Annotated in this window: 21 protein-coding genes and 1 pseudogene; 11 read left to right on the top strand and 11 right to left on the bottom strand. The window is 65.8% G+C overall.

Annotation, left to right across the window (positions count from 1 at the left end; genetic code table 11):
- Positions 1 to 79 precede the first annotated feature (79 nt).
- The 7 genes and pseudogenes from BOO69_RS06955 to lexA all read left to right on the top strand — a co-directional run bounded on the left by BOO69_RS06955 (position 80) and on the right by lexA (position 5566).
- The gene (locus BOO69_RS06955) at positions 80 to 661 is read left to right on the top strand and encodes an anthranilate synthase component II (protein WP_071971511.1); all 582 of its coding nucleotides are present in this window, start codon (positions 80 to 82) and stop codon (positions 659 to 661) included.
- Positions 658 to 1674 carry an anthranilate phosphoribosyltransferase gene (gene trpD / locus BOO69_RS06950; protein WP_071971510.1) on the top strand — a complete coding sequence of 339 codons (1017 nt, stop codon included), beginning with the start codon at positions 658 to 660 and terminating at the stop codon, positions 1672 to 1674. The genes BOO69_RS06955 and trpD overlap by 4 nt, the downstream gene beginning before the upstream one ends.
- On the top strand, positions 1674 to 2339 hold the full coding sequence (locus BOO69_RS06945; RefSeq protein WP_071971509.1) for a uracil-DNA glycosylase: 666 nt from the start codon (positions 1674 to 1676) through the stop codon (positions 2337 to 2339). The genes trpD and BOO69_RS06945 overlap by 1 nt, the downstream gene beginning before the upstream one ends.
- Entirely contained in the window at positions 2336 to 3148 is an 813-nt protein-coding gene (gene trpC, locus BOO69_RS06940) for an indole-3-glycerol phosphate synthase TrpC (RefSeq protein ID WP_071971508.1), read from the top strand. Before BOO69_RS06945 ends, trpC begins: the two co-directional genes overlap by 4 nt.
- Positions 3148 to 3621 carry a cyclic pyranopterin monophosphate synthase MoaC gene (gene moaC, locus BOO69_RS06935; RefSeq protein ID WP_071971507.1) on the top strand — a complete coding sequence of 158 codons (474 nt, stop codon included), beginning with the start codon at positions 3148 to 3150 and terminating at the stop codon, positions 3619 to 3621. Before trpC ends, moaC begins: the two co-directional genes overlap by 1 nt.
- Positions 3618 to 4789: pseudogene (locus tag BOO69_RS06930) on the top strand (molybdopterin molybdotransferase MoeA). The gene moaC and the pseudogene BOO69_RS06930 overlap by 4 nt, the downstream one beginning before the upstream one ends.
- Before the next feature lie 81 nt (positions 4790 to 4870).
- Positions 4871 to 5566 carry a transcriptional repressor LexA gene (gene lexA, locus BOO69_RS06925; RefSeq protein WP_071971506.1) on the top strand — a complete coding sequence of 232 codons (696 nt, stop codon included), beginning with the start codon at positions 4871 to 4873 and terminating at the stop codon, positions 5564 to 5566.
- 121 nt (positions 5567 to 5687) lie between these two features.
- Here lexA and BOO69_RS06920 read toward each other — a convergent pair whose 3' ends face one another.
- Positions 5688 to 7607, bottom strand: a complete 1920-nt coding sequence (locus BOO69_RS06920; protein WP_335743936.1) for a ComEC/Rec2 family competence protein — start codon at positions 7605 to 7607, stop codon at positions 5688 to 5690.
- A gap of 110 nt (positions 7608 to 7717) precedes the next feature.
- On the opposite strand from BOO69_RS06920, the gene gltX reads away from it, so the two are divergent.
- The 4 genes from gltX (at position 7718) to BOO69_RS06900 (ending at position 11347) form a co-directional block, all read left to right on the top strand.
- On the top strand, positions 7718 to 9118 hold the full coding sequence (gene gltX / locus BOO69_RS06915; protein ID WP_071971505.1) for a glutamate--tRNA ligase: 1401 nt from the start codon (positions 7718 to 7720) through the stop codon (positions 9116 to 9118).
- Positions 9119 to 9235: 117 nt separating this feature from the next.
- Positions 9236 to 10531: a citrate synthase gene (gltA, locus tag BOO69_RS06910; RefSeq protein WP_071971504.1), complete on the top strand. Its 1296-nt coding sequence runs from the start codon at positions 9236 to 9238 to the stop codon at positions 10529 to 10531.
- Between the two features lie 353 nt (positions 10532 to 10884).
- Positions 10885 to 11034, top strand: coding sequence for a hypothetical protein (locus BOO69_RS22995; RefSeq protein WP_156874878.1), 150 nt, complete (start codon positions 10885 to 10887; stop codon positions 11032 to 11034).
- A 40-nt stretch (positions 11035 to 11074) separates the two neighbouring features.
- Entirely contained in the window at positions 11075 to 11347 is a 273-nt protein-coding gene (locus BOO69_RS06900; RefSeq protein ID WP_237267583.1) for a hypothetical protein, read from the top strand.
- A 21-nt stretch (positions 11348 to 11368) separates the two neighbouring features.
- Here the strand turns inward: BOO69_RS06900 and BOO69_RS06895 are convergent, their stop codons facing one another.
- The 10 genes from BOO69_RS06895 to BOO69_RS06850 form a co-directional block, all read right to left on the bottom strand.
- On the bottom strand, positions 11369 to 12145 hold the full coding sequence (locus tag BOO69_RS06895; RefSeq protein WP_071971501.1) for an enoyl-CoA hydratase-related protein: 777 nt from the start codon (positions 12143 to 12145) through the stop codon (positions 11369 to 11371).
- A 74-nt stretch (positions 12146 to 12219) separates the two neighbouring features.
- Complete coding sequence (locus BOO69_RS06890) at positions 12220 to 12672, bottom strand: cytochrome c-type biogenesis protein (RefSeq protein WP_071971500.1); 453 nt, start codon at positions 12670 to 12672, stop codon at positions 12220 to 12222.
- A complete protein-coding gene (locus BOO69_RS06885) occupies positions 12669 to 14636 on the bottom strand; it encodes a heme lyase CcmF/NrfE family subunit (RefSeq protein ID WP_071973695.1) in 1968 nt (655 codons plus the stop codon). Before BOO69_RS06885 ends, BOO69_RS06890 begins: the two co-directional genes overlap by 4 nt.
- A gap of 84 nt (positions 14637 to 14720) precedes the next feature.
- Positions 14721 to 15296, bottom strand: a complete 576-nt coding sequence (locus tag BOO69_RS06880; protein ID WP_071971499.1) for a holin family protein — start codon at positions 15294 to 15296, stop codon at positions 14721 to 14723.
- Positions 15287 to 15898 (bottom strand): holin-associated N-acetylmuramidase, encoded by a 612-nt coding sequence (locus BOO69_RS06875; RefSeq protein WP_071971498.1) that lies wholly within the window; start codon positions 15896 to 15898, stop codon positions 15287 to 15289. The genes BOO69_RS06880 and BOO69_RS06875 overlap by 10 nt, the downstream gene beginning before the upstream one ends.
- 80 nt (positions 15899 to 15978) lie before the next feature.
- Positions 15979 to 16422 carry a cytochrome c maturation protein CcmE gene (gene ccmE / locus BOO69_RS06870; protein WP_071971497.1) on the bottom strand — a complete coding sequence of 148 codons (444 nt, stop codon included), beginning with the start codon at positions 16420 to 16422 and terminating at the stop codon, positions 15979 to 15981.
- A 15-nt stretch (positions 16423 to 16437) separates the two neighbouring features.
- A complete protein-coding gene (gene argC / locus BOO69_RS06865; protein ID WP_071971495.1) occupies positions 16438 to 17466 on the bottom strand; it encodes an N-acetyl-gamma-glutamyl-phosphate reductase in 1029 nt (342 codons plus the stop codon).
- A 38-nt stretch (positions 17467 to 17504) separates the two neighbouring features.
- Entirely contained in the window at positions 17505 to 18314 is an 810-nt protein-coding gene (locus BOO69_RS06860) for a glutamate racemase (RefSeq protein WP_071971493.1), read from the bottom strand.
- A 9-nt stretch (positions 18315 to 18323) separates the two neighbouring features.
- Positions 18324 to 19205, bottom strand: coding sequence for a lysophospholipid acyltransferase family protein (locus BOO69_RS06855; RefSeq protein ID WP_071971491.1), 882 nt, complete (start codon positions 19203 to 19205; stop codon positions 18324 to 18326).
- 64 nt (positions 19206 to 19269) lie between these two features.
- A complete protein-coding gene (locus BOO69_RS06850) occupies positions 19270 to 22683 on the bottom strand; it encodes an indolepyruvate ferredoxin oxidoreductase family protein (RefSeq protein WP_071971489.1) in 3414 nt (1137 codons plus the stop codon).
- Positions 22684 to 22819 lie beyond the last annotated feature (136 nt).

The raw sequence follows: 22819 nt of genomic DNA, 5'->3' as shown, positions 1-22819 counted from the left end.
ACATGTAGGCCCGGACTATACCCCCGGCAGGGGCTGCGAAACCAGTGCCAATCCGGTCGCAAGGACAAAGAATCAAGACGTGTTGCTCCTGATAGATAACTACGACAGCTTCACCTACAACCTGGTGCACTACCTGGGGGAACTGGGCGCGGAAGTGGCCGTTCACCGCAACGACAGGATCACGGTGGCTGACGCGCTTGCGTTGCGGCCCGCGGGCATCCTGCTGTCGCCCGGGCCCTGCGACCCGAACCGCGCGGGGATCTGTCTCGACCTCACGCGCGCCGCCGCGGACGCCGGCCTGCCGCTTCTCGGGGTGTGCCTCGGTCACCAGACCCTCGGACAGGCCTTCGGCGGCAAGGTCGTCCGCGCCAAAGAGATCGTCCATGGCAAGCTGGGACTGATGCACCACGAGGGTCAGGGCGTCTTTGCCGATCTGCCAAGCCCGTTTCCGGCCACGCGGTATCATTCGCTGGTGGTCGAACGCGACAGCCTGCCCGACTGCCTGCAAGTCACCGCCGCGCTGGAAGACGGCACGATCATGGGCTTGCAGCACCGGGACCTGCCACTGCACGGGGTGCAGTTCCACCCCGAGTCGATCCGGTCCGACCACGGGCACAAGTTGCTCCAGAATTTCCTCGACCGCATGAAGGTGCCGGCATGAGCGCTGCGCTGAAACCCCTGATCGACGCCGCGGCGAACGGGCCGCTGACCCGCGCGCAGGCGGCCGAGGCCTTCGAGATCCTGTTCGACGGCGAAGCGACGCCGAGCCAGATCGGCGGCTTTCTGATGGCGCTCCGCACGCGGGGCGAAACGGTCGACGAATACGCCGCGGCCGCCAGCGTGATGCGCGGCAAGTGCCACGCGGTGAAGGCGCCCGAGGGCGCGATGGACATCGTCGGGACCGGCGGCGACGGAAAGGGCACCCTGAACATCTCGACCGCCACCGCCTTTGTCGTGGCAGGTGCCGGCGTGGTCGTGGCAAAGCACGGCAACCGCAACCTCAGTTCCAAGTCCGGCGCGGCGGATGCGCTGACCCAGATGGGGCTGAACGTGATGGTCGGCCCGCGCGTGGTCGAACGGGAACTGAACGAGGCCGGTATCGGCTTCATGATGGCACCGATGCATCATCCGGCCATCGCCCACGTCATGCCCACCCGGTCGGAGCTGGGCACGCGGACGATATTCAACATCCTCGGCCCGCTGACGAATCCGGCCGGCGTGCGGCGGCAGCTGACCGGTGCCTTCTCGCGCGATCTGATCCGCCCCATGGCCGAAACGCTTCTCGCGCTCGGCAGCGACAAGGCATGGCTGGTGCACGGCTCCGACGGCACCGACGAGCTGACGATTACCGGAACAAGCTGGGTCAGCGGCCTTGACGCGGGCACCGTGACCGACTTCGAAGTCCACCCCGAGGACGCGGGCCTGCCCGTCCACCCGTTCGACGCAATCGTCGGCGGCAGCCCGGCCGAGAACGCACAGGCGTTTCACGCGGTGCTGGACGGCGCGCCGTCGGCCTATCGCGACGCGGTGCTGCTCAACGCGGCAGCGGCGCTGGTGGTCGCTGACGCCGCGACCGATCTCAAGGCAGGTGTCGAAATGGCCCGCAGCAGCCTCGATTCCGGCGCAGCCCGGGAAAAGTTGCGCCGCGTAGCCGCGGTTTCGCAGGAAAAGTGATGAAATCACCCATTGAACGGCTTGGCGCATGGGCGGAACTGCCCTTCTTCGCCGACGACTACCCAAGGATCGAGGCGGCACTGCGCGCTGAAAAGCGCGAGGTCTTCCCGCCGCAGGATCAGGTCTTTGCAGCGCTGGAACATCTGCAACCGGACGAGGTGCAGGTGGTCATCCTGGGCCAGGACCCCTATCCGACCCCCAATCACGCCCATGGCTATGCCTTCTCCGCGGACGAGGACACGCGCCCCCTGCCGCGCTCGCTTGCCAACATCTTCAAGGAGATGCGCAACGACATCGGCGCCGCCCCACAGACCGCCGACCTGCGGTTCTGGGCGGATCAGGGGGTTCTGCTGCTCAACACCGTCCTGACCGTGCCCGCAGGGCAGCCGAAGGGCCACGAAGGGCTGGGCTGGCAGAAATTGACCGACCAGGTGCTGGGGCGGCTTTCGGATCGCCCGCGCGCCTATCTGCTCTGGGGTGGCAGCGCACAGAAGGCCGCCGCGTCGGTTGACGGAACCACGAACCTCAAGATCCAGAGCCATCACCCCGTGGGCATGTATGGCAACCTCGACTTTTTCGGCTCGCGCCCGTTCTCGCGCACCAATGCGTGGTTGCACGACCAGGGCCTGCCCCCCATAAACTGGGCCAACCCGGAGGCCGCATGACACAAACCATTCTCGACAAGATAAAGTCCTACAAGCTGGATGAAATCGCCGCCGACAAGGCCGAACGTTCGTTTGAGGAGGTGACCGCGGAGGCAAAGGCGGCCGGTCCGGTCCGCCCCTTCGCCGAAAGCCTGCACAAGGCCTCTCGCGAGGGCTACGGCCTCATCGCCGAGATCAAGAAAGCCAGTCCGTCCAAGGGGTTGATCCGCGAGGATTTCCAGCCCGCCGAGCTGGCGGCGGCATATGCCGCGGGCGGGGCCACATGCCTGTCCGTGCTGACCGACACGCCGAGCTTTCAGGGCGCGAAACACTATCTCACCGAGGCGCGCGCGGCCTGCGATCTGCCGGTCCTGCGCAAGGATTTCCTTTACGATCCCTACCAGGTGGCCGAGGCCCGCGCGTTGGGCGCGGATTGCATTCTCATCATCATGGCCTCCGTTTCGGACGCGCAGGCGGCAGAACTCGAAGCGGCGGCGACCGACTTCGGCATGGACGCGCTGATCGAGGTCCACAGCGCCGAGGAACTGGAGCGCGCGAGCCAGCTGGACAGCCGGCTCATCGGGATAAACAACCGCAATCTCAATACCTTCGAGACTTCTCTTGATGTCACGCGCAAGCTGTCCAAACGGGTCCCGCCAGACCGCATCATCGTCTGCGAATCCGGCCTTCACACCCCCGATGACCTCGCCGCCATGGCGATGTTCGGCGCGCGGGCCTTCCTGATCGGGGAAAGCCTGATGCGGCAGGACGACGTGGAACAGGCGACCCGCCACCTGCTGGCAAATCCGCTGACCGCCGGGGGCATGTGATGGCGCTGACGCATTTCGACGGCAAAGGCGACGCGCATATGGTCGATGTGTCCGACAAGGACGTCACATCGCGCATCGCCGTGGCCGAGAACCACATCAAGATGCGACCGGAAACACTTGATATCATTACCGAAGGGCGCGCCAAAAAGGGCGATGTCCTGGGGGTCGCGCGGCTGGCCGGGATCATGGCCGCCAAGCAGACCGCCTCGCTGATCCCGCTGTGCCACCCCCTGCCGATCACCAAGGTCAGTGTGGAACTGACCCCGGACAGTGACCTGCCCGGCATCCGGATCGAGGCGACCGTCAAGACGACCGGCCAGACCGGGGTGGAGATGGAGGCCCTGACCGCCGCTTCCGTCGCGGCGCTGACCGTCTACGACATGGCCAAGGCCGTCGACAAGGGTATGGAGATCGGCGGCTTGCGCGTTGTGCTGAAGGACGGCGGAAAGTCCGGCCGCTACGCCGCCACATGATTTCCGTCGAGGAGGCGCTGTCCCGGCTTCTCGCGCTGGTCGGCCCGCTGGACGTGGAAGAGGTGCCCCTGCGCGTGGCGGCGGGCCGCGTACTGGCCCGCGACGTCATCGCCGGCCGCACCCAGCCGCCCTTTGCCGCATCCTCCATGGATGGCTACGCCCTGCGGCGCGCCGAGGTGGAACCCGACGCCATGTTCAAGGTGATCGGCGAATCCGCCGCGGGCCACCGTTTCCACGGCACCGTCGGTGCCGGACAGGCGGTGCGGATCTTCACCGGCGCGCCCGTGCCCGAAGGGGCCGATTTCGTCGTCATTCAGGAAGACACCAGTCGGCGCGGCGACCTGATCACCCTCGGCCACGACATCGGCGAAAAAGACAACATCCGTCCCGCCGGAGGCGATTTCACAGCCGGCGACAAGGTGCACGCGCCCCTGTTGCTGCGTCCGACCGACATCGCCCTGCTGGCCGCGATGAACATTGCGCGTGTCCCGGTCACCCGCAAGCCGCTGATCGCCATCGTCGCCACCGGGGACGAACTGGTCCAGCCGGGCGAGGATCCGGGCCCCGACCAGATCGTCGCCTCGAACAGCCACGGGCTGACGGCGATGTTCGAGGCCCTTGGCGCAGAGGTCCGGCTGCTGCCCATCGCGCGCGACAATGCCGCATCGCTGGTGCAGGCGTTCCGGCTGGCGCGGGAGGCCGACCTGATCGTGACCATCGGCGGTGCCTCGGTCGGGGACCACGATCTCGTCGGCCGGGTCGCCGCGGAAATCGGGATGGAGCAGTCCTTCTACAAGGTCGCGATGCGCCCCGGAAAACCGCTGATGGCCGGGCGCATCGGCAACGCGGCGATGATCGGCCTGCCCGGCAACCCAGTGTCCGCCATGGTCTGCGGTACGGTCTTTGTCGCGCCGGTCATCCGCCGGATGCTGGGTCTGGCCGAGACGGAGGCACCGACCCGGCAGGCGATACTGGCCACCGACCTGCCCCCAACGGGCCGCGCGCCCACTACATGCGCGCGCAGATACGCGATGGCGCGGTGCATCCCGCGCGCCGACAGGATTCCTCGCTGCTGTCGATCCTTGCCCATGCCGATGCGCTGCTGGTCCGCCCCGTGGCCGACCCTGCCCGAAAGGCGGGCGATACGGTCACGATCATTCCGCTCTGATCCCACGCCTGTCGTTCCGCGTTGACACAAAACAGGAACATCCCTAGAACAAAAAGAAACATCTGACCGGAGGGACGGGCCGTGCTGACAAAGAAACAACTCGATCTATTGGCATTCATCCAGAAACGGGTGCAGCGCGATGGCGTACCGCCAAGCTTCGACGAGATGAAGATGGCACTGGACCTGCGGTCCAAGTCCGGCATCCACCGGCTGATCACCGCCCTGGAAGAGCGCGGTTTCATCCGGCGTCTCGCCCACCGCGCCCGCGCCATCGAGATCGTGAAACTGCCCGAAAGCCTTGGCGGCGCGTCCGGCGGCTTCACCCCCCGCGTCATCGACGGGGATCGCCCCGACAGCCCGCCGCCCGCCCGGGCGCTGCCGGTCGAGGCGAGCGCGCTTGACCTGCCGGTGATGGGCCAGATCGCCGCCGGTGTCCCGATCGAGGCGATCAATCACGAGACTCACCGCGTGGCGGTTCCCGGCGGCATGGTGGCCGGATCGGGCGAGCATTACGCGCTCGAGGTCAAGGGCGACTCGATGATCGAGGCCGGCATCAACGACGGCGATATCGTCGTGATCCGCGAAACCTCCACCGCCGACACGGGCGACATCGTCGTGGCCCTTGTCGATGACCTCGAGGCGACGTTGAAGCGATTCAAGCGCAGCGGCGCGTCCATCGCTCTCGAGGCGGCGAACCCCGCCTACGAGGCCCGCGTCCTTCCCGCCGACCGGGTCAAGGTTCAGGGCCGGCTCGTCGGGTTGATCCGCACGTATTGATCGGTCGCGCGGCGGCCGTCACGGGGCCAGTTGGTCCATAATCTGTCACCGGTCCGTTCGCGGGCCGTTGTCACCTTCCATCCCTCTGCGGCGGGCGTCAGCGCCAGCGCGCCGGTATGTTTCAGCCGCTCGGGTCGAACACCTCGCAAGGGGCACCCCGCAGCGCGGCCGCGGACACGTTCGTCACCACGATCTGCCCCGGACGGCAGCCGTCAAACGCAGCAACGCGGCGCTTGCCGCTGAGATGGATGACGTCGGGGTCCGATGGCCAACGCCCCGCGGCGGTCCACTGCTCGGCCCCGTCCCCGTCGTTCTCCAGCCAGTTGCGGGCAACGAAGCCCGCCGTCCTTTCCCGGCTCAATGCCCGGCCCTGCGGCGTCATCACGCCGACCAGCGCGCCGCTGTCCGCCACGAGGACCACGGGCCGTTCCGCCCCGAGCCACATCCAGAGCGACAGCACCATGATTGGCGGACCGGCAAGGCGAAGCCGCCCGCGCCAGAGGATCAGCACCAGGAACCCCAGCACGAGGAGTGGAATCACCCATTCCCCCGGTCCCACCACGTGACCGCGAGCGCCCTCCAGCCCGGCGATCCAATGTGCCACGCCGAGGATCCAGCGCAGCCCGCCCCCCATGACCGTCAGTGCGACCGCCTCCGCGCCAAAGGGGGCAAGCAGCAGCGCCATAACGGCGGCGGGGATGATGAGCACGCCCATGAGCGGGACCGACACCAGATTCGCGATCAGGCCGTAGTGCGCGATGGTGTTGAAATGGGCCGCCGCGATCGGCGCGGTCGCCAGGCCCGCCACGGCGGAGGAGACGACGACGGCAAAAGCGGGCTTCAACCATCGCGGTAGCCAGGCCATATCGACCCCGCGCAACCAGCCGAAGACGGCGACAAGGGCCGTCGTCGCGGCGAACGACATCTGGAAACCGGGGCCGGTCAGGGCTTCGGGCCGCAGGATCAGCACGAGGGTCGCCGCGACGGCCACCGCCCGCAGCGAAATCGCGCGCCGGCCGATCATCAGCGCACCCAAGGCGACCGCAACCATGATGTAGGCCCGCTCCGTCGCGACGTTGCCTCCCGACAGCGCGAGGTATCCCGTCGCCGCGATCAGCGCGCCGCAGGCGGCGATCCCCCGCGTGGGCCAGTGCAACGCGGTGACCGGGTGCAGTGTCAGCAGCAGCCGCAGCGTGCTCAGCACCACGGCGCTGAGGAGCCCCATGTGCAGGCCCGATATCGCCAGCAGATGCGCAAGATTGCTGGCGCGCAGATCCTCCAGCGCGTCGCGGCCGATGGCGCTGCGGTCACCCGTCGTGATGGCGGCGGCAAACCCGCCGATGTCGCCCGGCAGCACCTCCTGGATGCGCGCGGAGGCCGCCATACGGATGCGAAATACGGCGAGGCCCGCCTGCCCTTCCTGCGCCCGTGCCACGCCCAGAAGCGGCACGCGCGTGTAGCCCACCGCCCCAAGCCGTTCGAACCAGGCGTGGCGTTGAAAATCGAAACCGCCCGGTTCGACCGGCCCCGAAGGTGGCGACAGGTGCGCCGTTGTCATGACACGCAGCCCCGGTTCCGGCGCAATGCCCGCGTCGCCGTGCAGCGACAGGCGCACCCGATCGGGCGTGCGGTCGGGGCGCACGCCGTGCAGCCGGACCCGGTCGAGGGTGAGCCTGAGCGCGTCGGACTGGCTGCGGTCGATGGCGATGATCCGCCCCTCCACCGGGCCGTAGTAGCGCCAGGCCAGCACCGGCCCCGCCACGCCGTGCGCACGCACCGCAGCCAGCACCACGCCACATATGCAAAGAGCGATCGCAAAGCCCAGGGGCGCGACAGGTTCGGGCAAACGGCGCGCCGCCACCGTCAGCGCCAGTGCCACCACCGCCAAGCCGACGAGCATCGAAACACCGGGCTCCACCGCCAGCGAGAAATATGTCCCGATCCCGATCGCCAGGCAGACCGGCACCCAACAGATCAAACCGCCGCGCTGTGCCAGCAACATCGCGGCCACGCCATCGCCGAACCGTCCTGACAGGCCCATGCTTGCCCCCGCGCACCGCACTGGATAGACAGGCGGCAACCTAGCGGGCGCGTGATGAACATCAGGTTAACGCGATCCGCAAAACGTAAGACCTTGTTAGGAAATATCCAATGTCCGCCGATGTCGTCACCCGCTTCGCCCCATCGCCTACCGGCTTCCTGCACATCGGCGGAGCCAGAACGGCGCTTTTCAACTGGCTTTACGCGCGGGGAAACGGCGGCCGGTTCCTGCTGCGGATCGAAGACACCGACCGTGCCCGCTCGACGCCGGAGGCGACCGACGCGATTCTGCAGGGCCTTTCGTGGCTCGGTCTGGATCACGACGGAGATATCGTGAGCCAGTTCGAGAACGCCCCCCGTCATGCCGAGGTCGCGCGCGACCTGCTGGATGCCGGCAAGGCTTACAAGTGCTTTGCCACGCAGGAAGAAATCACCGCCTTCCGCGAGGCCGCCAAGGCCGAGGGGCGCAGCACCCTCTACCAGTCGCCCTGGCGCGATGCCGACCCGTCGACACATCCGGATGCCCCTTACGTCATTCGCATCAAGGCCCCCCAGGACGGCGAGACCGTGATCCGCGACCGTGTGCAGGGGGACGTCACCATCTCGAATGCGCAACTCGATGACATGGTGCTGTTACGTTCGGATGGCACACCGGTCTACATGCTGGCGGTGGTGGTGGACGATCACGACATGGGCGTGACCCATGTGATCCGGGGGGACGACCACCTGAACAACGCCGCGCGCCAGATGATGATCTACGAGGCGATGGGCTGGAACGTGCCGGTCTGGGCCCATATCCCCCTGATCCACGGACCGGACGGCAAGAAGCTGTCAAAGCGGCACGGCGCGCTCGGGGCGCAGGAATATCAGGCCATGGGATATCCGGCTGCGGGCATGCGAAACTACCTCGCCCGCCTGGGGTGGAGCCACGGTGACGACGAATTCTTCACCGACGCGCAGGCGCGCGAGTGGTTCGACCTCGACGGTATCCGCAAGAGCCCGGCGCAGTTCGACCTGAAGAAGCTCGAGAACATCTGCGGTCAGCATATCGCGGTGGCCGAGGATGCCGCGCTGCGGCAGGAATGCGAGGGATACCTTGCCGCAGCCCACCTGCCTGCGCTGGATGACGCCCAGGCTGCCGGATTGGAGCGGGCGATGTACTGTCTCAAGGAGCGGGCGAAGACATTGCCCGAACTCCTTGAAAAGGCACATTTCGTGCTGACTTCGAGGCCCGTCGCGGCGGACGAGAAGGCGCTTGGGGCGTTGTCTCCCGACGCCTGCGGATTGCTCGCGGAATTGACGCCGCACCTGCAAGATGCTAGCTGGAACAAGGAAACGCTGGAGGAGGTAATGAACGGCTTTGCGGCCGCACATGACACCAAGTTCGGCAAACTCGCGGGGCCCCTTCGGGCTGCCCTGGCTGGGCGCACGGTCACCCCATCCGTTTTTGACATGATGCTCGTGTTGGGACGTGATGAGACCATCGCCCGACTGACAGATGCGGCGGCGTGAACAAGGTTAATTACTTGGCAACACTGGACGCGATAACACACCGGCGGGCCCACTGGCTGGGCCATGCCGCGGCGCAGGGCAGAAGGCCCTGGTGCCAATGCAATTGGAAGGGACCGCATGACTGAAAGTACGAAATCCGCAAAGCTGACCATCGACGGCAAAGACTACGAGCTGCCGATTTTCTCGCCCACCGCCGGTCCCGACGTTGTCGACATCCGCAAGCTCTACGCGCAGGCGAACGTCTTTACGTATGACCCCGGCTTCACCTCGACCGCGGCGTGCGACAGCACCATCACCTATATCGACGGGGACGCCGGCGTGCTGCTGCACCGTGGCTATCCCATCGACCAGCTGGCAGCGAAGTCCCACTACCTCGAGGTCTGCTACGTCCTGCTTTACGGCGAACTGCCCTCCCCGGCGGAGCTGGAAGATTTCGAAAGCCGTGTGACCAACCACACGATGCTGCACGAGCAGATGATGAACTTCTTCCGCGGCTTCCGCCGTGACGCGCACCCTATGGCCGTCATGGTGGGTGTCGTCGGTGCGATGTCGGCCTTCTACCACGACAGCACGGACATCACCGATCCCTGGCAGCGTGAAGTCGCGTCGATCCGGCTGATCGCCAAGATGCCGACGATCGCCGCATGGGCCTACAAGTATTCGATCGGTCAGCCCTTCGTCTATCCGCGCAACGATCTGGACTACGCGTCGAACTTCCTGCGCATGTGTTTCTCGGTCCCGGCGGAGGAATATCACGTGGATCCGATCCTGGCGCGCGCCATGGACCGGATCTTTACCCTGCATGCGGACCACGAGCAGAACGCATCGACGTCCACCGTGCGTCTTGCGTCGTCCTCGGGCGCCAACCCCTTTGCCTGCATCGCGGCGGGCATTGCCTGCCTCTGGGGCCCGGCGCATGGCGGCGCCAACCAGGCCTGCCTGGAAATGCTCAAGGAAATCGGCACGCCCGATCAGATCCCCGAGTACATCGCCCGCGCCAAGGACAAGAACGATCCCTTCCGCCTGATGGGCTTTGGCCACCGGGTCTACAAAAACTTCGACCCGCGCGCGACCGTCATGAAGGAAAGCGCCGACGAGGTGCTGGAATTGCTGGGGATCGAGGACAACCCGATCCTGCAGGTCGCCAAGGAACTGGAGAAGCAGGCTCTCGACGATCCGTATTTCGCGGAGAAGAAGCTGTTTCCCAACGTCGACTTCTACTCAGGCATCATTCTCGAAGCGATGGGGTTCCCCACCTCGATGTTCACGCCGATCTTCGCCGTGGCGCGCACCGTCGGATGGATCTCCCAGTGGAAGGAGCAGATCAGCGATCCGCAGCTCAAGATCGGCCGTCCGCGGCAGCTCTATCTCGGCCAGACCGAGCGCGACTACGTCGATATCGAAAACCGCTGAGTCGAAAGACAGATGCGCCGAAACGCCCCGTTCCGCGGGGCGTTTTCTTTTGTTGCCCCAGCGTCAACAACCCATCCAGCGCAGGTCGCAACGGGGTTCGACATGGCAACCCTGGCGTGTAGGTGGCACCGGGCCCGGAATCCTCGAATCAAGTCAGTCGTTTGATCCAACCCTGCACCAAAGGGGAAAACGCGGCCTGACTGTTTCAAAGTCCTTTTCACAAGTCGAAACACCGCCGCCCGGAAAACGGCAAAATTAAGGCATTGTTTCGACAGGCCGCACAATGCGTCGAGTTGCTTGACCAGCTTTCCGAAGCCCCGCTAACCTCGACTGAATTGGACGCGGGAGGCACCATGACGCTATGGTTCATCTGCGGGTCGATCCTGCTGGTGCTTGCCGGCGCGGCCCCTAAAACGCAATTGGACCTTGCTGCCACGCAAGCCTTCCCTGCCCGCCGCCGTAACGCGCACCGCGCCCTGCCCCCCTCCATCAGCGGAGCCTGAGATGTCAGATTGCCATTCCGACCGACCCGCGCGGGGACACTTGCGCTGGGACCGCGCGGCCAGCCTCCTGCCGACCGGAGCGCGGTCGGAGCCCGGCCCGCATGGCGCGCTCGTGCCCGACAGCCTGCGCGACAGCGATCAGATCGCCGTGGTCTACGACAAGGGCCAGACGCCACCGGAAATCACCATCCGGCAGGTATCCGGTTCGGTCCACACGGTACTGGCCGACGGCGTGGCCGTCGCGGTCGTGGCCAGCGCCAACGGTCCCGCGCCCAGCAAGGAAGATGTGTTGTTGGTGGAGCGGACGACCTGAGCCGCCGCCCCGACGCGCCGGTCAGCGCCCTTCGAATGTCGGCTTGCGCTTCTCGATGAAGGCAAGCACCCCCTCCTTGAAGTCGCGGGTATTGCCGCACTGCCCCTGAAGTTCCGCCTCCTGGGTCAGCTGATCCTCGAAGCTGTGGTCCCAGCCCCCGCGGATGGCCTGCTTGGCCGCTGCATAGGCGGCGGTCGGCCCCTTCGCGAGCTGGGCGGCGCTTTCCTTCCAACGGGTGGCAAAATCCGCATCCGGGACCGCCGACCAGATCATGCCCCAGTCGTCCGCCTGCCGCGCGCTGATCTTGTCAGCGAACAGGGCCGCGCCCATCGCCTTGGCCGTGCCCATGCTGCGCGGCAGAACGTAGGTGCCCCCCGCATCCGGAATCAGCCCGATCCGCGTGAACGCCTGCATGAAGTACGCGCTTTCGGCAGCGAAAACCACGTCGCAGGCCAGCGCCAGATTGGCACCCGCCCCCGCCGCGGGGCCGTTCACCGCGGCGATGGTCGGCACCGGACAGTTGACGATCGCACGCAGCATGGGCGCATATTCGTCGCGCAGGGTACGCTCCAGATCCAGCGATGCGGCAGAAGGGCCGTCACCCAGATCCTGCCCCGAACAGAAGGCCTTGCCCGCGCCGGTGATGACCACGACCCGCGCTTCCTTGCCGCCCTGTGTAGCTGCATGGGTGATTTCCGCCCGCATCTGCGTGGTCAGCGCGTTCATCTTGTCGGCGCGATTGAGCGTGATCGTGGCGATGTCATCCGCCACCGCGTAGGTGATCGTCTGATATTCCATGTGTCCGGTTCCTTCCCTTGCAGCGTTTGCTCCTTGATAGCAAAGCACACCGGGCGGGCCAGCGAAACCGCACGTCAGTCCTCGAGAATCTCGCGCAGCCGCGCCCGTTCATCGGCGGTAAGCGCGGCCTCCTCCGCGCGAGGCGCCCGCGACCGGCCGCGGACATAGGCAAAGCCCACGCCGCCCGCGACCAGCAGCATCAGCGGGCCCGCCCCCCAAAGCAGCCAGTTCGCGCCCGTCGCCTCGGGCCGAAGCAGGACGTATTCGCCGTAGCGCTGCACGATGAAATCCACGGCCTCCTCGTCGCTGTCACCGGCCACGAGCCTTTCGCGCAGCAGGATCCGTAAGTCACGGGCCAGGCTCGCGTTGCTTTCGTCGATGCTCTCGTTCCGGCACACCAGACAGCGCAGTCCCTTGGAAAGCTCCCGCGCCCGCGCCTCGAGCGCGGGATCGTCAAGCATCTCGTCCGGCTGTACCGCGGCGAGCGGCGACGCCAGCAACATCAGGATCAGGACCAGCCGTTTCATTCCGCCGGCACCGCTGCCCTGCGGGTCTTGCGCGCCCCGGCGGCGACGCGGAAGCGGCGGTCGCTGAGGCTGAGCAGACCGCCAAGCGCCATCAGCCCACAGCCGATCCAGATCCAGTTCGTGAGCGGCTTGATGTAGACGCGCACGGTCCAGCCGCCGTTCTGCTGGCGATCCCCGATCACGACATAGACGTCGCGTGCGAGGTTATAGTCGATCGCGGCCTCCGTGGTCGGCATCCGCGCGACGGGGTAGAAACGCTTTTCCGGCTGCAATTGCGAAATGACGCTGCCATCCTTCGACAGGGTGACGTCGGCCTGCGTCGACTGGTAGTTCGGCCCGCGGATGTCGTTCACCGCGTTCAGCGTCAGGGTGTAGCCGCCAACCTCCCACGGCTGGCCCAACTGCGCGACGCGGATGTCGTCCTGTGTCCAGGCCGTGAGCCCCGCGATGCCCGCGATGGTCACGCCCAGCCCCGCGTGGGCGACCGCTTTGCCCCAGTCGGCGCGCGGCAGGCGCCGCAGCCGCGCCAGGCGACCCGCCCCGCGCCCCGTGCGCTGCGCCAGTTCCACGACCACGCCGGCGATCAGCCAGGCGCCCAGGAACAGCCCCATCGGTCCCAGCAGGCTGCGCCCCGACTGCATGGCCCAAGCCAGCCCGCCGACCGCCAGGGCAAGCACGAAGGCATAGCGCAGCGGGCGGATCGCCCGACCGAGCCGCGCGCGCTTCCACGGCAGCACGGAGCCGACAGGGAGGATGAGCCCCAGAAGCACCATGAACGGCGTGAAGGCCGCGTTGAAGAACGGCGGGCCCACGCTGAGTTTGCGGTCAAAGAACATCTCGGCCAGCAGGGGCCACATCGTCCCCACGAACACAACGAAACAGGCGACGGCCAGCAGCAGGTTGTTCACCACCAGCGCGGACTCGCGGCTGACGAGGCCGAAGACACCCTTGGCCTCCATCACCCTGGCCCGCAGGGTGAACAGGATCAGCGCCCCACCCATGAAGAACGCCATGATACCGAGGATGAAAACACCTCTTTCAGGATCGTTGGCGAAGGCATGCACGCTCGTCAGAAGGCCCGAGCGCACGATGAAGGTGCCGATCAACGAGAAGCCGAACGCGAGAATGGCCAGCAGGATCGTCCAGCTTTTCAGGCTTTCGCGTTTCTCGACCACGATGGCCGAATGCAGCAGCGCCGCCGCCAGAAGCCACGGCATGAAGCTTGCGTTTTCCACCGGATCCCAGAACCAGAAACCGCCCCAGCCCAGTTCGTAATAGGCCCACCAGGATCCCAGGGCGATGCCGATCGTCAGGAAGATCCACGCGGCCAGGGTCCACGGGCGCACCCAACGGCCCCATGCGGCGTCAACGCGCCCCTCGATGAGCGCGGCGACGGCAAAGCTGAAGGCCATGCTTAGCCCCACGTAGCCGAGGTAGAGGAACGGCGGGTGAAAGGCGAGACCCGGATCCTGCAGGAGCGGGTTCAGGTCACGACCGTCAAAGGGCGGAGTCTCCAACCGCAGGAAGGGGTTGGAGGTGAAGATGATGAACGCGAAGAACGCGACCGCGATGGCCGCCTGCACCGACAGCACCCGCGCCCGCAGCGTGGGCGGCAGGTTGCCGCCGAACCATGCCGCCATGGCGCCGAAAAGCGTGACGATCAGCACCCACAGCAGCATCGACCCTTCGTGATTGCCCCATGTGCCGCTGATCTTGTAAAGCAGCGGTTTCGCGGAATGGCTGTTCTGCACCACGAGCCGAAGGGAGAAATCGGAGTTGATGAAGGCCCACATCAGCGCGCCGAAACTCAGCGCCGTCAGGGCGAACTGCGCGCCCGCCGCGGGCTCCGCGACCGCCATCCACCCGGGCCACCGCTTTTGCGCGCCCACGAGGGGCACGATCATCTGAACGATCGCCACTGCGAAGGCGAGGATCAGGGCGAAATGTCCGAGCTCTGTGATCATGACCCGAGTATAGGGCCGGGCCCGTGCCGCCGCCATGGGTTTCTGTGGGCCGCGGCGCATCAAAGCGTCGCAGCCGCCCGCCCTTCAGGCCGCGCCGCGCTTCCACACCTCGAGCGCCGGGTTGGCGTCTGGCGCGATCGCCGCGACGGCGAGGCGCGCATCGCCATCCGTGTCCGCAGCGCGCGGACTGTCGGCACGCAGCGCCCTGATCTGGCCGATGTTGTCCAGCACTTGCGGCAACCGCACGACGCTGCCCGCGATCTCGCGCTGGAATTGCTGGGCCTTCAGCTGGTGGCGCGCGCCGAAGTAGAACGAAACGATGACGCCAAGCAGCCACCACAGGGGTTCGGGCACCAGCGCGATCCCCTGCATGCGTTCGGAAAACCACAGCGGATCGACCATCGCGGACACGAACAGGCCCAGCGTCCCAAGCGCCAGCGCCGGACGCGGCAGGCGGTTCAACCCGTCCATGAAGCGGTCGAAACGGCCCTGCCGCGCCAGCGCGAACTCCGCCGCAAACTGCGTCGTGGCCTGATTCCGGGCCTCTGCCCCGCGTACCGCCCCGGCCTCTGCGTTTTCGCGAAAGACCTCGACCGTCTCGCGCAGCGCGTTGCGCCCGCCGCCAAAGACCAGTCCCAGAATGTTCTCGATCAGTCCCATGCCGCGATCCTTTGCTGGAATGCCGCGGCGGTCAGGTGGTACTGCGGCGAAATGAACTCCTCGGCCCGCTTGATCCAGCCCCCCTTGCCGCCAGCCCTGCTGCGGGCGTACTTGCGGCTCGCCGGGCGACGGTCCGCGAGACGGAAGTAGTAGTTGCGCCGCGCGATGCCATAAGCATCGACAAAGGCATCCGCCCCGCGGCGCATCGCGCTCTGGACCGCGCCGACGGTCTGCGGCCCAAGCAGCCCGTCCACCGCAACGTCATAGCCCATCTGCGTCAGCAGCCCCTGAAGGATGCGGATCGCGTTCGCCCCCGCGTTCACGTACATGTCGAAAACGCTGGGCTGAAGCATCGTCGGCAGGTCACCGATCAGGGGCCGGTCGAAGTAATGGCGGATGAAGATGTCCACCGCATCCCTCTGCGTCAGGCTGCGCACATCGACCGCATCGACCTTGCCATCCCTGTTCAGGTCCAGCCCCAGCCGCCGCATCGTGTGGATCGTGACCCCAAAATTGGTCGCCCCGCCCGGATCGTCGGGGTCGTCCACGAAACCGCCCTCCCGTGCCACGATGGCTTCGGCGATCTGCCTGACCGTCTGCATGTCTGCCGCTCCTTGCCCGATGATCGGGGCAAAGACTGCTCAGGAAAGACTTAACGAAAGCGAGGCCGACCGCGCGTTGCTCAGCCCTCCGGCGCCTTGTAGACGCCCTGTTCCTTCAGGGCGTCCACAACTTCCTTCGGCATGTAGGTTTCGTCGTGTTTCGCAAGGATTTCAGAGGCTTCGAAGACACCGTTCACGTAGCGCCCGGTGCCGACCATGCCCTGGTTCTCCTCGAACAGATCCGGCAGAACACCGCTGAAAGTAACGGGGACGGTCGCCCCGCCATCGGTCACGCTGAACCGCACCGTTTCGCCATCGCCGCGCACAAGGCTGCCCGCCTCGACAAGGCCGCCGATGCGGAAGACTTCGTTGGGCGCAGGCGGCTCCGCCATCACTTGCGAGGGTGCGCGAAAGAAATTGATCCCATCGCGCATCGCGTAGCCGATCAGCGCCGTGGAGACGATCAGGGCAACGACCGCCACGGCGATGACCTGAATTCGACGCTGCTTTTTCAGGCTTTTCATCGCGCTATCGGATCCTCATGGGAAGAGGGGCGCCATCATCAGCCCCTCCGTCTCTTCGATATCTAACATCAGGTTGGCGTTCTGCAACGCCTGCCCGCTTGACCCTTTCGTGAGATTGTCGAGCGCCGCAATCACCAATGCCCGCCCTTCGATCCGGTCGCGCACAACTCCGATATGGCAGAAGTTCGAGCCCCGGATGTGACGCGTGCTGGGCGCTTCGCCCAGTGGCAGCACCTTGATGAAAGGCTCTGCCTCATACGCCTTTTCGAGTGTATCCAGAATGGCTTGGGCGTCACCCTTGACGTAACAGGTCGCGAGGATCCCGCGGTTTGCGGGGACTAGATGCGGCGTGAACTGAACCTGCACGGGCCGTCCCGCCACTTTCGAAAATTCCTGGTCGAACTCTCCCAGGTGCCGGTGTGTCCCGCCCACGGAATAGGCATGATAGCCTTCGGACAGTTCCGCGTGCAGCAGGTTTTCCTTGAGCGAGCGCCCTGCGCCCGAAACCGCGCATTTCAGGTCCATGATGATCTCGTCGAGGTCGATCACCCCGGCGGCGATCAGCGGCCGCAGGGCGAACTGCCCCGTCGCCGCGTTGCAGCCCGTTCCGGCCACCAGCCGCGCGGAGGCGATTTCCTCGCGGTAGAACTCGGTGAGCCCGTAGACCGCTTCCTCCTGCTGGGCCAGCGCGGCATGGTCGTTGCCGTACCATTTCTTGTAGGCCGCGGGATCGCGCAACCGGAAGTCGGCGGAAAGATCGACGACCTTAAGGTCGGGCGGCAGCGCCGCGATCACTTCCTGCGATGTCTTGTGCGGCAGCGCGCAAAAGCACAGGTCGATGCCGGAAAAATCGATCTCGTCGATGGTGACGAGCGCCGGAAGATCCAGATGGCGCAAGTGGGGGAATACCTCCGCCATGGTCTGGCCGGCCTTGGAGTTGGCGCCAAGAGCCGTGATCTTCATCGAGGAATGGCCGGCGATCAGCCGGACCAGTTCAGCACCGGTATAGCCGGACGCGCCGAGAATGGCGATGTTGTGGGTCATGTCGTGGTCCCTCTTGCAGGGGATGGAATATCTTGGGTTCAGGCTGCAGTGAATGTGATCGGTCGTCGCAGGAACTGCGTCGCGCGCGAACTCACCTGCTTGGGGTCGCCTGTCGTCAGGAAGGCACTGCCGCCCCCGCCGATCATGTCGGGATGCCGGTCAAGGTAGTCCGCCAGGCTTTCGGCCACGAGATTTGCCTGGCTAAACACCTGAACGTCCGGCCCCAGGGCGTCCTGAAACGCCTCCTGCATGAGGGGGTAGTGGGTACAGCCGAGGATCGCCGCCTGGGGGGTCGGCATCTTGCGCTTGAGCGCGTCCACATGGCTTCGCACCAGCGCCTCCGCAAGGATGTAATCCCCCTCCTCGATCGCATCGACCACGCCGCCGCAGGCCTGCGCTTCGACGTCGACACCGATGGCGCGAAACGACAGTTCGCGCTGGAACGCACGGCTGGAAACCGTCGCGGGGGTCGCGAACAGCGCCACGTGGTTCAGCGCCACCTCGCGCGGCGGCGAGTTGTCGCCCCACTGGCGTTCGGTCAGCGCCTCGATCATCGGGACGAAAACACCCAGCACCCTCTTGTCGGTGGGCACCCACGATTCCTGCATGCGGCGCAGCGCGGCGGCCGACGCCGTGTTGCAGGCCAGCACGACCAGGCCGCAGCCGGAATCGAACAGCCGCTGGACCGCGGCGGTCGTCAGGTTGTAGATGTCATCGGCGGTTCGCACGCCGTAGGGCGCGTGGGCGCTGTCGGCAAGATAAGTGAACTCCACCTCCGGAAGCCGCGCCTGCACCGCCTGCCAGATGGTCAGACCACCCAACCCACTGTCAAAAATGCCAACCGCCATGTCGTCCCTTCAGGCGCGATGCCTTTCCTCGAATTCATACCCCAGTTCATGCACATGAACCGGCGTCGGGGACAACTCATATGTGGCTTTTCGCAGGAAATCCATCATCGCTTTCGTGTCGCCGCGCAGGGGGTCAAGAACCTCCCGCCCCAGCGGCGCGCCGATGGAAACGCGCACCGGCGTATCCAGCCGTTTTCGGAACTCCTTGATCAGCAGGCCCATCCTCAGGGTCGAATGCAGGTGACTGGCGATCTGGAACGTGCGACTGCATTGCCCGTCGAAGAAGACCGGCACGACCGTGGCATCGGATTTCGCGATCATCCGCGCGGTGAAACCGCGCCAGCCGGGATCGAGGGGCCTTGAAAACGGTCTTGCCGCCGTGCTGACGGTGCCGCCGGGAAAGATCCCGATGGTCCCGCCCCGGCCGAGGTAATCGAGCGCGGAGCGCCGCGTGGCGAGGTTCAGCGCCAGTGCCTCGCGCGTCTCGGCAAAGTCGATCGGCAGGAGGTGGCGATGCAGGTCGGGCGCGCGGTTGAAGACGGCGTTCGCAAGGATCCTGAAGTCCCCCCGCGACCGCGACATGATGTGACCCAGCATCAGCCCATCCAGAATGCCATAGGGATGGTTGGCGATGAAGATGACCGGCCCCTGTCGCGGGATCGCATCGAGGCTCCCCGACACGACGTCGAGGGTCAGGCCGTAGCGCGCCACCATGACATCGAAGAAGCACGCCCCGGCACCCACCTCGTCCTCGTATCCCGCCGCGCGCCGGATCAGGCGCAGGCGCCCGGTCGAGTTTTCCATCAATCGGATGAGCGCCCTGCCCGCCGGGCTCTGCGCGGACCACGAATAGGAAATGTCCCGGGCCCGCGCCGGGCTCAACTTCGGCATGCCTGCACCTGCATTTCTTGCGCTGCAGGCAGTATAGGGCTGAAATGCGACAGGAGCGTTACAGCTACTCCGCGGCCTTGGCGGTTTCGGCACCGCCCGCGCGGATCACCGCCAGCAGTTCCTCGCGCCGCTTGGCCGCCTTGGCCTCGTTCGTTTGCTTCACCGGGCCGAAGCCCCGGATCTGCAGGGGCAACTCCGCCAGCGCGACGATGGCGTCTCGGGTCCGGTCCGTCAGCTTCGGCAGCACCTCGGCCATGTCGGCCTCGTACTGCTTGATCAGCGCGCGTTCCATCTTGCGCTCGGCCGAGTATCCGAAAATGTCCAGCGGGGTGCCGCGCAGACGCTTCATCCCCGCCATGACACGCAGCGGCCCCTGAAGCCACTGGCCGAACTCCCGCTTGACCGGACGTCCATCCGGCCCCTCCTTCGAGATGATCGGAGGCGCCATGTGGAACGTCATCTTGAAATCGCCTTCGAACTCCGCCGACGCCTTGTCGTGGCTGCGCAGCAGCAGGCGGGCGACCTCGTATTCGTCCTTGTAGGACAGCAGCTTGTGATAGCCCAGCGCGACCGCCTCCCGCAGCTTCGCATCCTCGATCCCCTCGAGCATCCTGGCATAGCGCTTGGCCAGCCCCCGCGACTGGTAACCGGTCAGGTGCTCCTTGCGGTAGGCGATCCGGTCCTCCAGCGATTTCGGCAGCGACACGACCTTCGGCTTGGTGACAGCGGCCGCGTCCTCGGGATGCAGCACCGCCCAACGCCCGATCTCGAAGGCGCGCAGGTTGCGTTCGACGGCGGCCCCGTTCAGGCGGATGGCATCCTCTATGCTTTGCAGGCTCAGCGGGATCAGCCCCTTCTGCCAGGCGCCGCCAAAGACCATCATGTTGGAATAGATGCTGTCGCCCAGCGCGGCCTTGGCCAGATCCGAGGCATCGAACAACGATACGTCCTCCTTCAGCCGCGCTTCGAGCGCCAGCGAAAGACGGTCGTAGGGCATGTTGAATTCGGTGTCGCGGGTGAATTCGCCGGTGATGATCTGATGCGAATTGACCACCGCGCCGGTCCGCCCTGCCCGTGTCAGGCCCAGCGTCTTGTTGCCTGCGGACACCACGAGGTCTCCTCCGATCAAGGCATGTGCCTCGCCGGTGGCGACGCGGATCGCGCTGATGTCCTCGGGTCGTTCGGCGATGCGACAGTGGATGTGCACCGCGCCGCCTTTCTGCGCCAGACCGGCCATTTCCATCATGCCCGCTCCCTTGCCGTCGAGCTGGGCCGCCTGCGCCAGCACGGCGCCGATGGTGACGACCCCCGTCCCACCCACGCCGGTGATGACGACGTTATGGGTGCCGGTGATCTTGGGCAGATCGGGCGCGGGCAGATCGGGTATGTCGATCTTCGTGGTCGGATCCTTGCGCACCTGCGCCCCCTCCAGCGTCACGAAAGAAGGGCAGAACCCCTTGAGACAGGAGAAATCCTTGTTGCAGGACGATTGGTCGATGGCCCGCTTGCGGCCCAGCTCGGTCTCCTGCGGCACGATGGACACGCAGTTGGACTGCACGCCGCAGTCACCGCAGCCCTCGCAGACATCGGTGTTGATGAAGACGCGCTTGTCCGGGTCCGGGAAAAGTCCGCGCTTGCGGCGGCGGCGTTTCTCGGCCGCGCAGGTCTGGATGTAGACGATCGCGCTGACGCCCTCCACCTGCTCGAACTTCTTCTGTACGTTCATCAGCTCCGCACGTTCATGCAACGGCACGCCCTTGAAGGCGGCAAAGTCCACGTCCTCCTTCTCGTCGTAGACAACCGCGAGTTCCCTGACCCCCATCGCGCGCAGCTCGGCCACGATGCGCGGGGCGTCGAGGTCGCCCTCGTTGTGCTGGCCGCCGGTCATGGCGACGGCATCGTTGTAGAGGATCTTGAACGTGATGTTCGTGCCCGCGGCAATGGCCGCCCTGATCGCCTGCACGCCGGAGTGGTTGTAGGTCCCGTCGCCGAGGTTCTGGAACACGTGCTTGCGCTTGGAAAACGGGGCCTCCCCGATCCAGTTCGCCCCTTCACCCCCCATGTGGGTGAAGCCCGTCGTCTCGCGGTCCATCCACTGGACCATGTAGTGGCAACCGATGCCCGCATAAGCGCGGGCGCCCTCGGGAAGCTTGGTCGAGGTGTTGTGCGGACATCCCGAGCAGAAGTAGGGCAACCGCGCCGCGATGTCCTCGGCGTTGTCGGCCCGCCGCGCATCGTCCAGCGCCTCCATGCCGGCGCGGATGCCGTCGGTGTCGCGCCCCTCCTCCAGCAGGATGCCGCCCAGTTTCTCGGCGATCCAGATCGGGTCCAGCGCGCCGCGTGTCGGGAACAGCTCTTCACCGTGCTCCATGCCCGCCCCGGACTTGTGCCACCCATAGACGCGCCGGTGGCTGTCGTTGAACAGCGCCTCCTTGATCTGGATCTCGACCAGCTTGCGCTTTTCCTCGACCACGACGATCAGGTCCAACCCTTCGGCCCAGTCGTGGAAGCCGTGCATGTCCAGCGGGAAGGTCTGCCCGACCTTGTACAGCGTGAGACCGAGGCGCTCCGCTTCGGCCTCGTCGATGTTCAGCAGGCTCATGGCGTGAACGAGGTCGAGCCAGTTCTTGCCCGCCGCGACGAAACCGATCTTGGCGCCGCGCTTGCCCCACATCCGCTTGTCCATCTTGTTGGCGTGCGAAAACGCCTCCGCCGCGAAACGCTTGTAGTCGATCATCCGCGCTTCCTGCAGGTGCGGGGTGTCCTGAAGCCGGATGTTCAGCCCGCCCTCGGGCATCTCGAACTCGGGCACCACGATCTGCATCCGCTGCGGGTCGCCGTCGACCACGCTGGTGGCCTCCACGGTGTCCTTCATCGTCTTGAGGCCGACCCAGAGCCCGGAAAAGCGGCTCAGCGCCCAGCCGTAGATGCCGTAGTCGAGAATCTCCTGAACGCCCGCCGGGCTGACGACAGGCATGTAGGCGTCCACCATGGCCCATTCTGACTGGTGCAGCACGGTAGAGGATTCGCCGGTATGGTCGTCGCCCATGGCCATCAGGACGCCGCCGTGCCTGCTCGTGCCCGCCATGTTGGCGTGACGCATCACGTCGCCCGAACGGTCCACACCCGGCCCCTTGCCATACCAGAGACCGAACACCCCGTCATACAGGCCTTCGCCGCGCAGTTCCGCCTGCTGCGAGCCCCATAATGCGGTGGCCGCGAGATCCTCGTTCAGGCCCGGCTCGAACCGCACGCGATGTTCGGTGAGGACCCTCTCGGCCCGGGCCATCTGAAGGTCCACGGCCCCCAGGGGGCTGCCACGGTATCCCGTCACGTAGCCCGCGGTATTCAACCCCGCCGCCTTGTCCCGTGCCGACTGCATCAACATCATCCGGACCAGAGCCTGCGTGCCGTTCAGCAACACCGGGCTTTTCTCCAGGTCGAACCGATCGTTGAGTGAAATCTTCTGCGTGGTCATGGCGTCCTCCCCGGGCGTATGTCTCGCTTCATACGGGATATATAGGTCATCTATGCTGACCTGTATAGGTAATTTTTGTGGGAATACTGGCATTAATCCCACCCAGCGACTTTATCTTATGTCTATTTAGGATAGA

Source organism: Sulfitobacter alexandrii (assembly GCF_001886735.1).
Taxonomy (GTDB): Bacteria; Pseudomonadota; Alphaproteobacteria; order Rhodobacterales; family Rhodobacteraceae; genus Sulfitobacter; species Sulfitobacter alexandrii.
The sequence above is the reverse complement of the archived record's forward strand: the minus strand, read 5'-3'. Positions and strand labels throughout refer to the sequence as shown.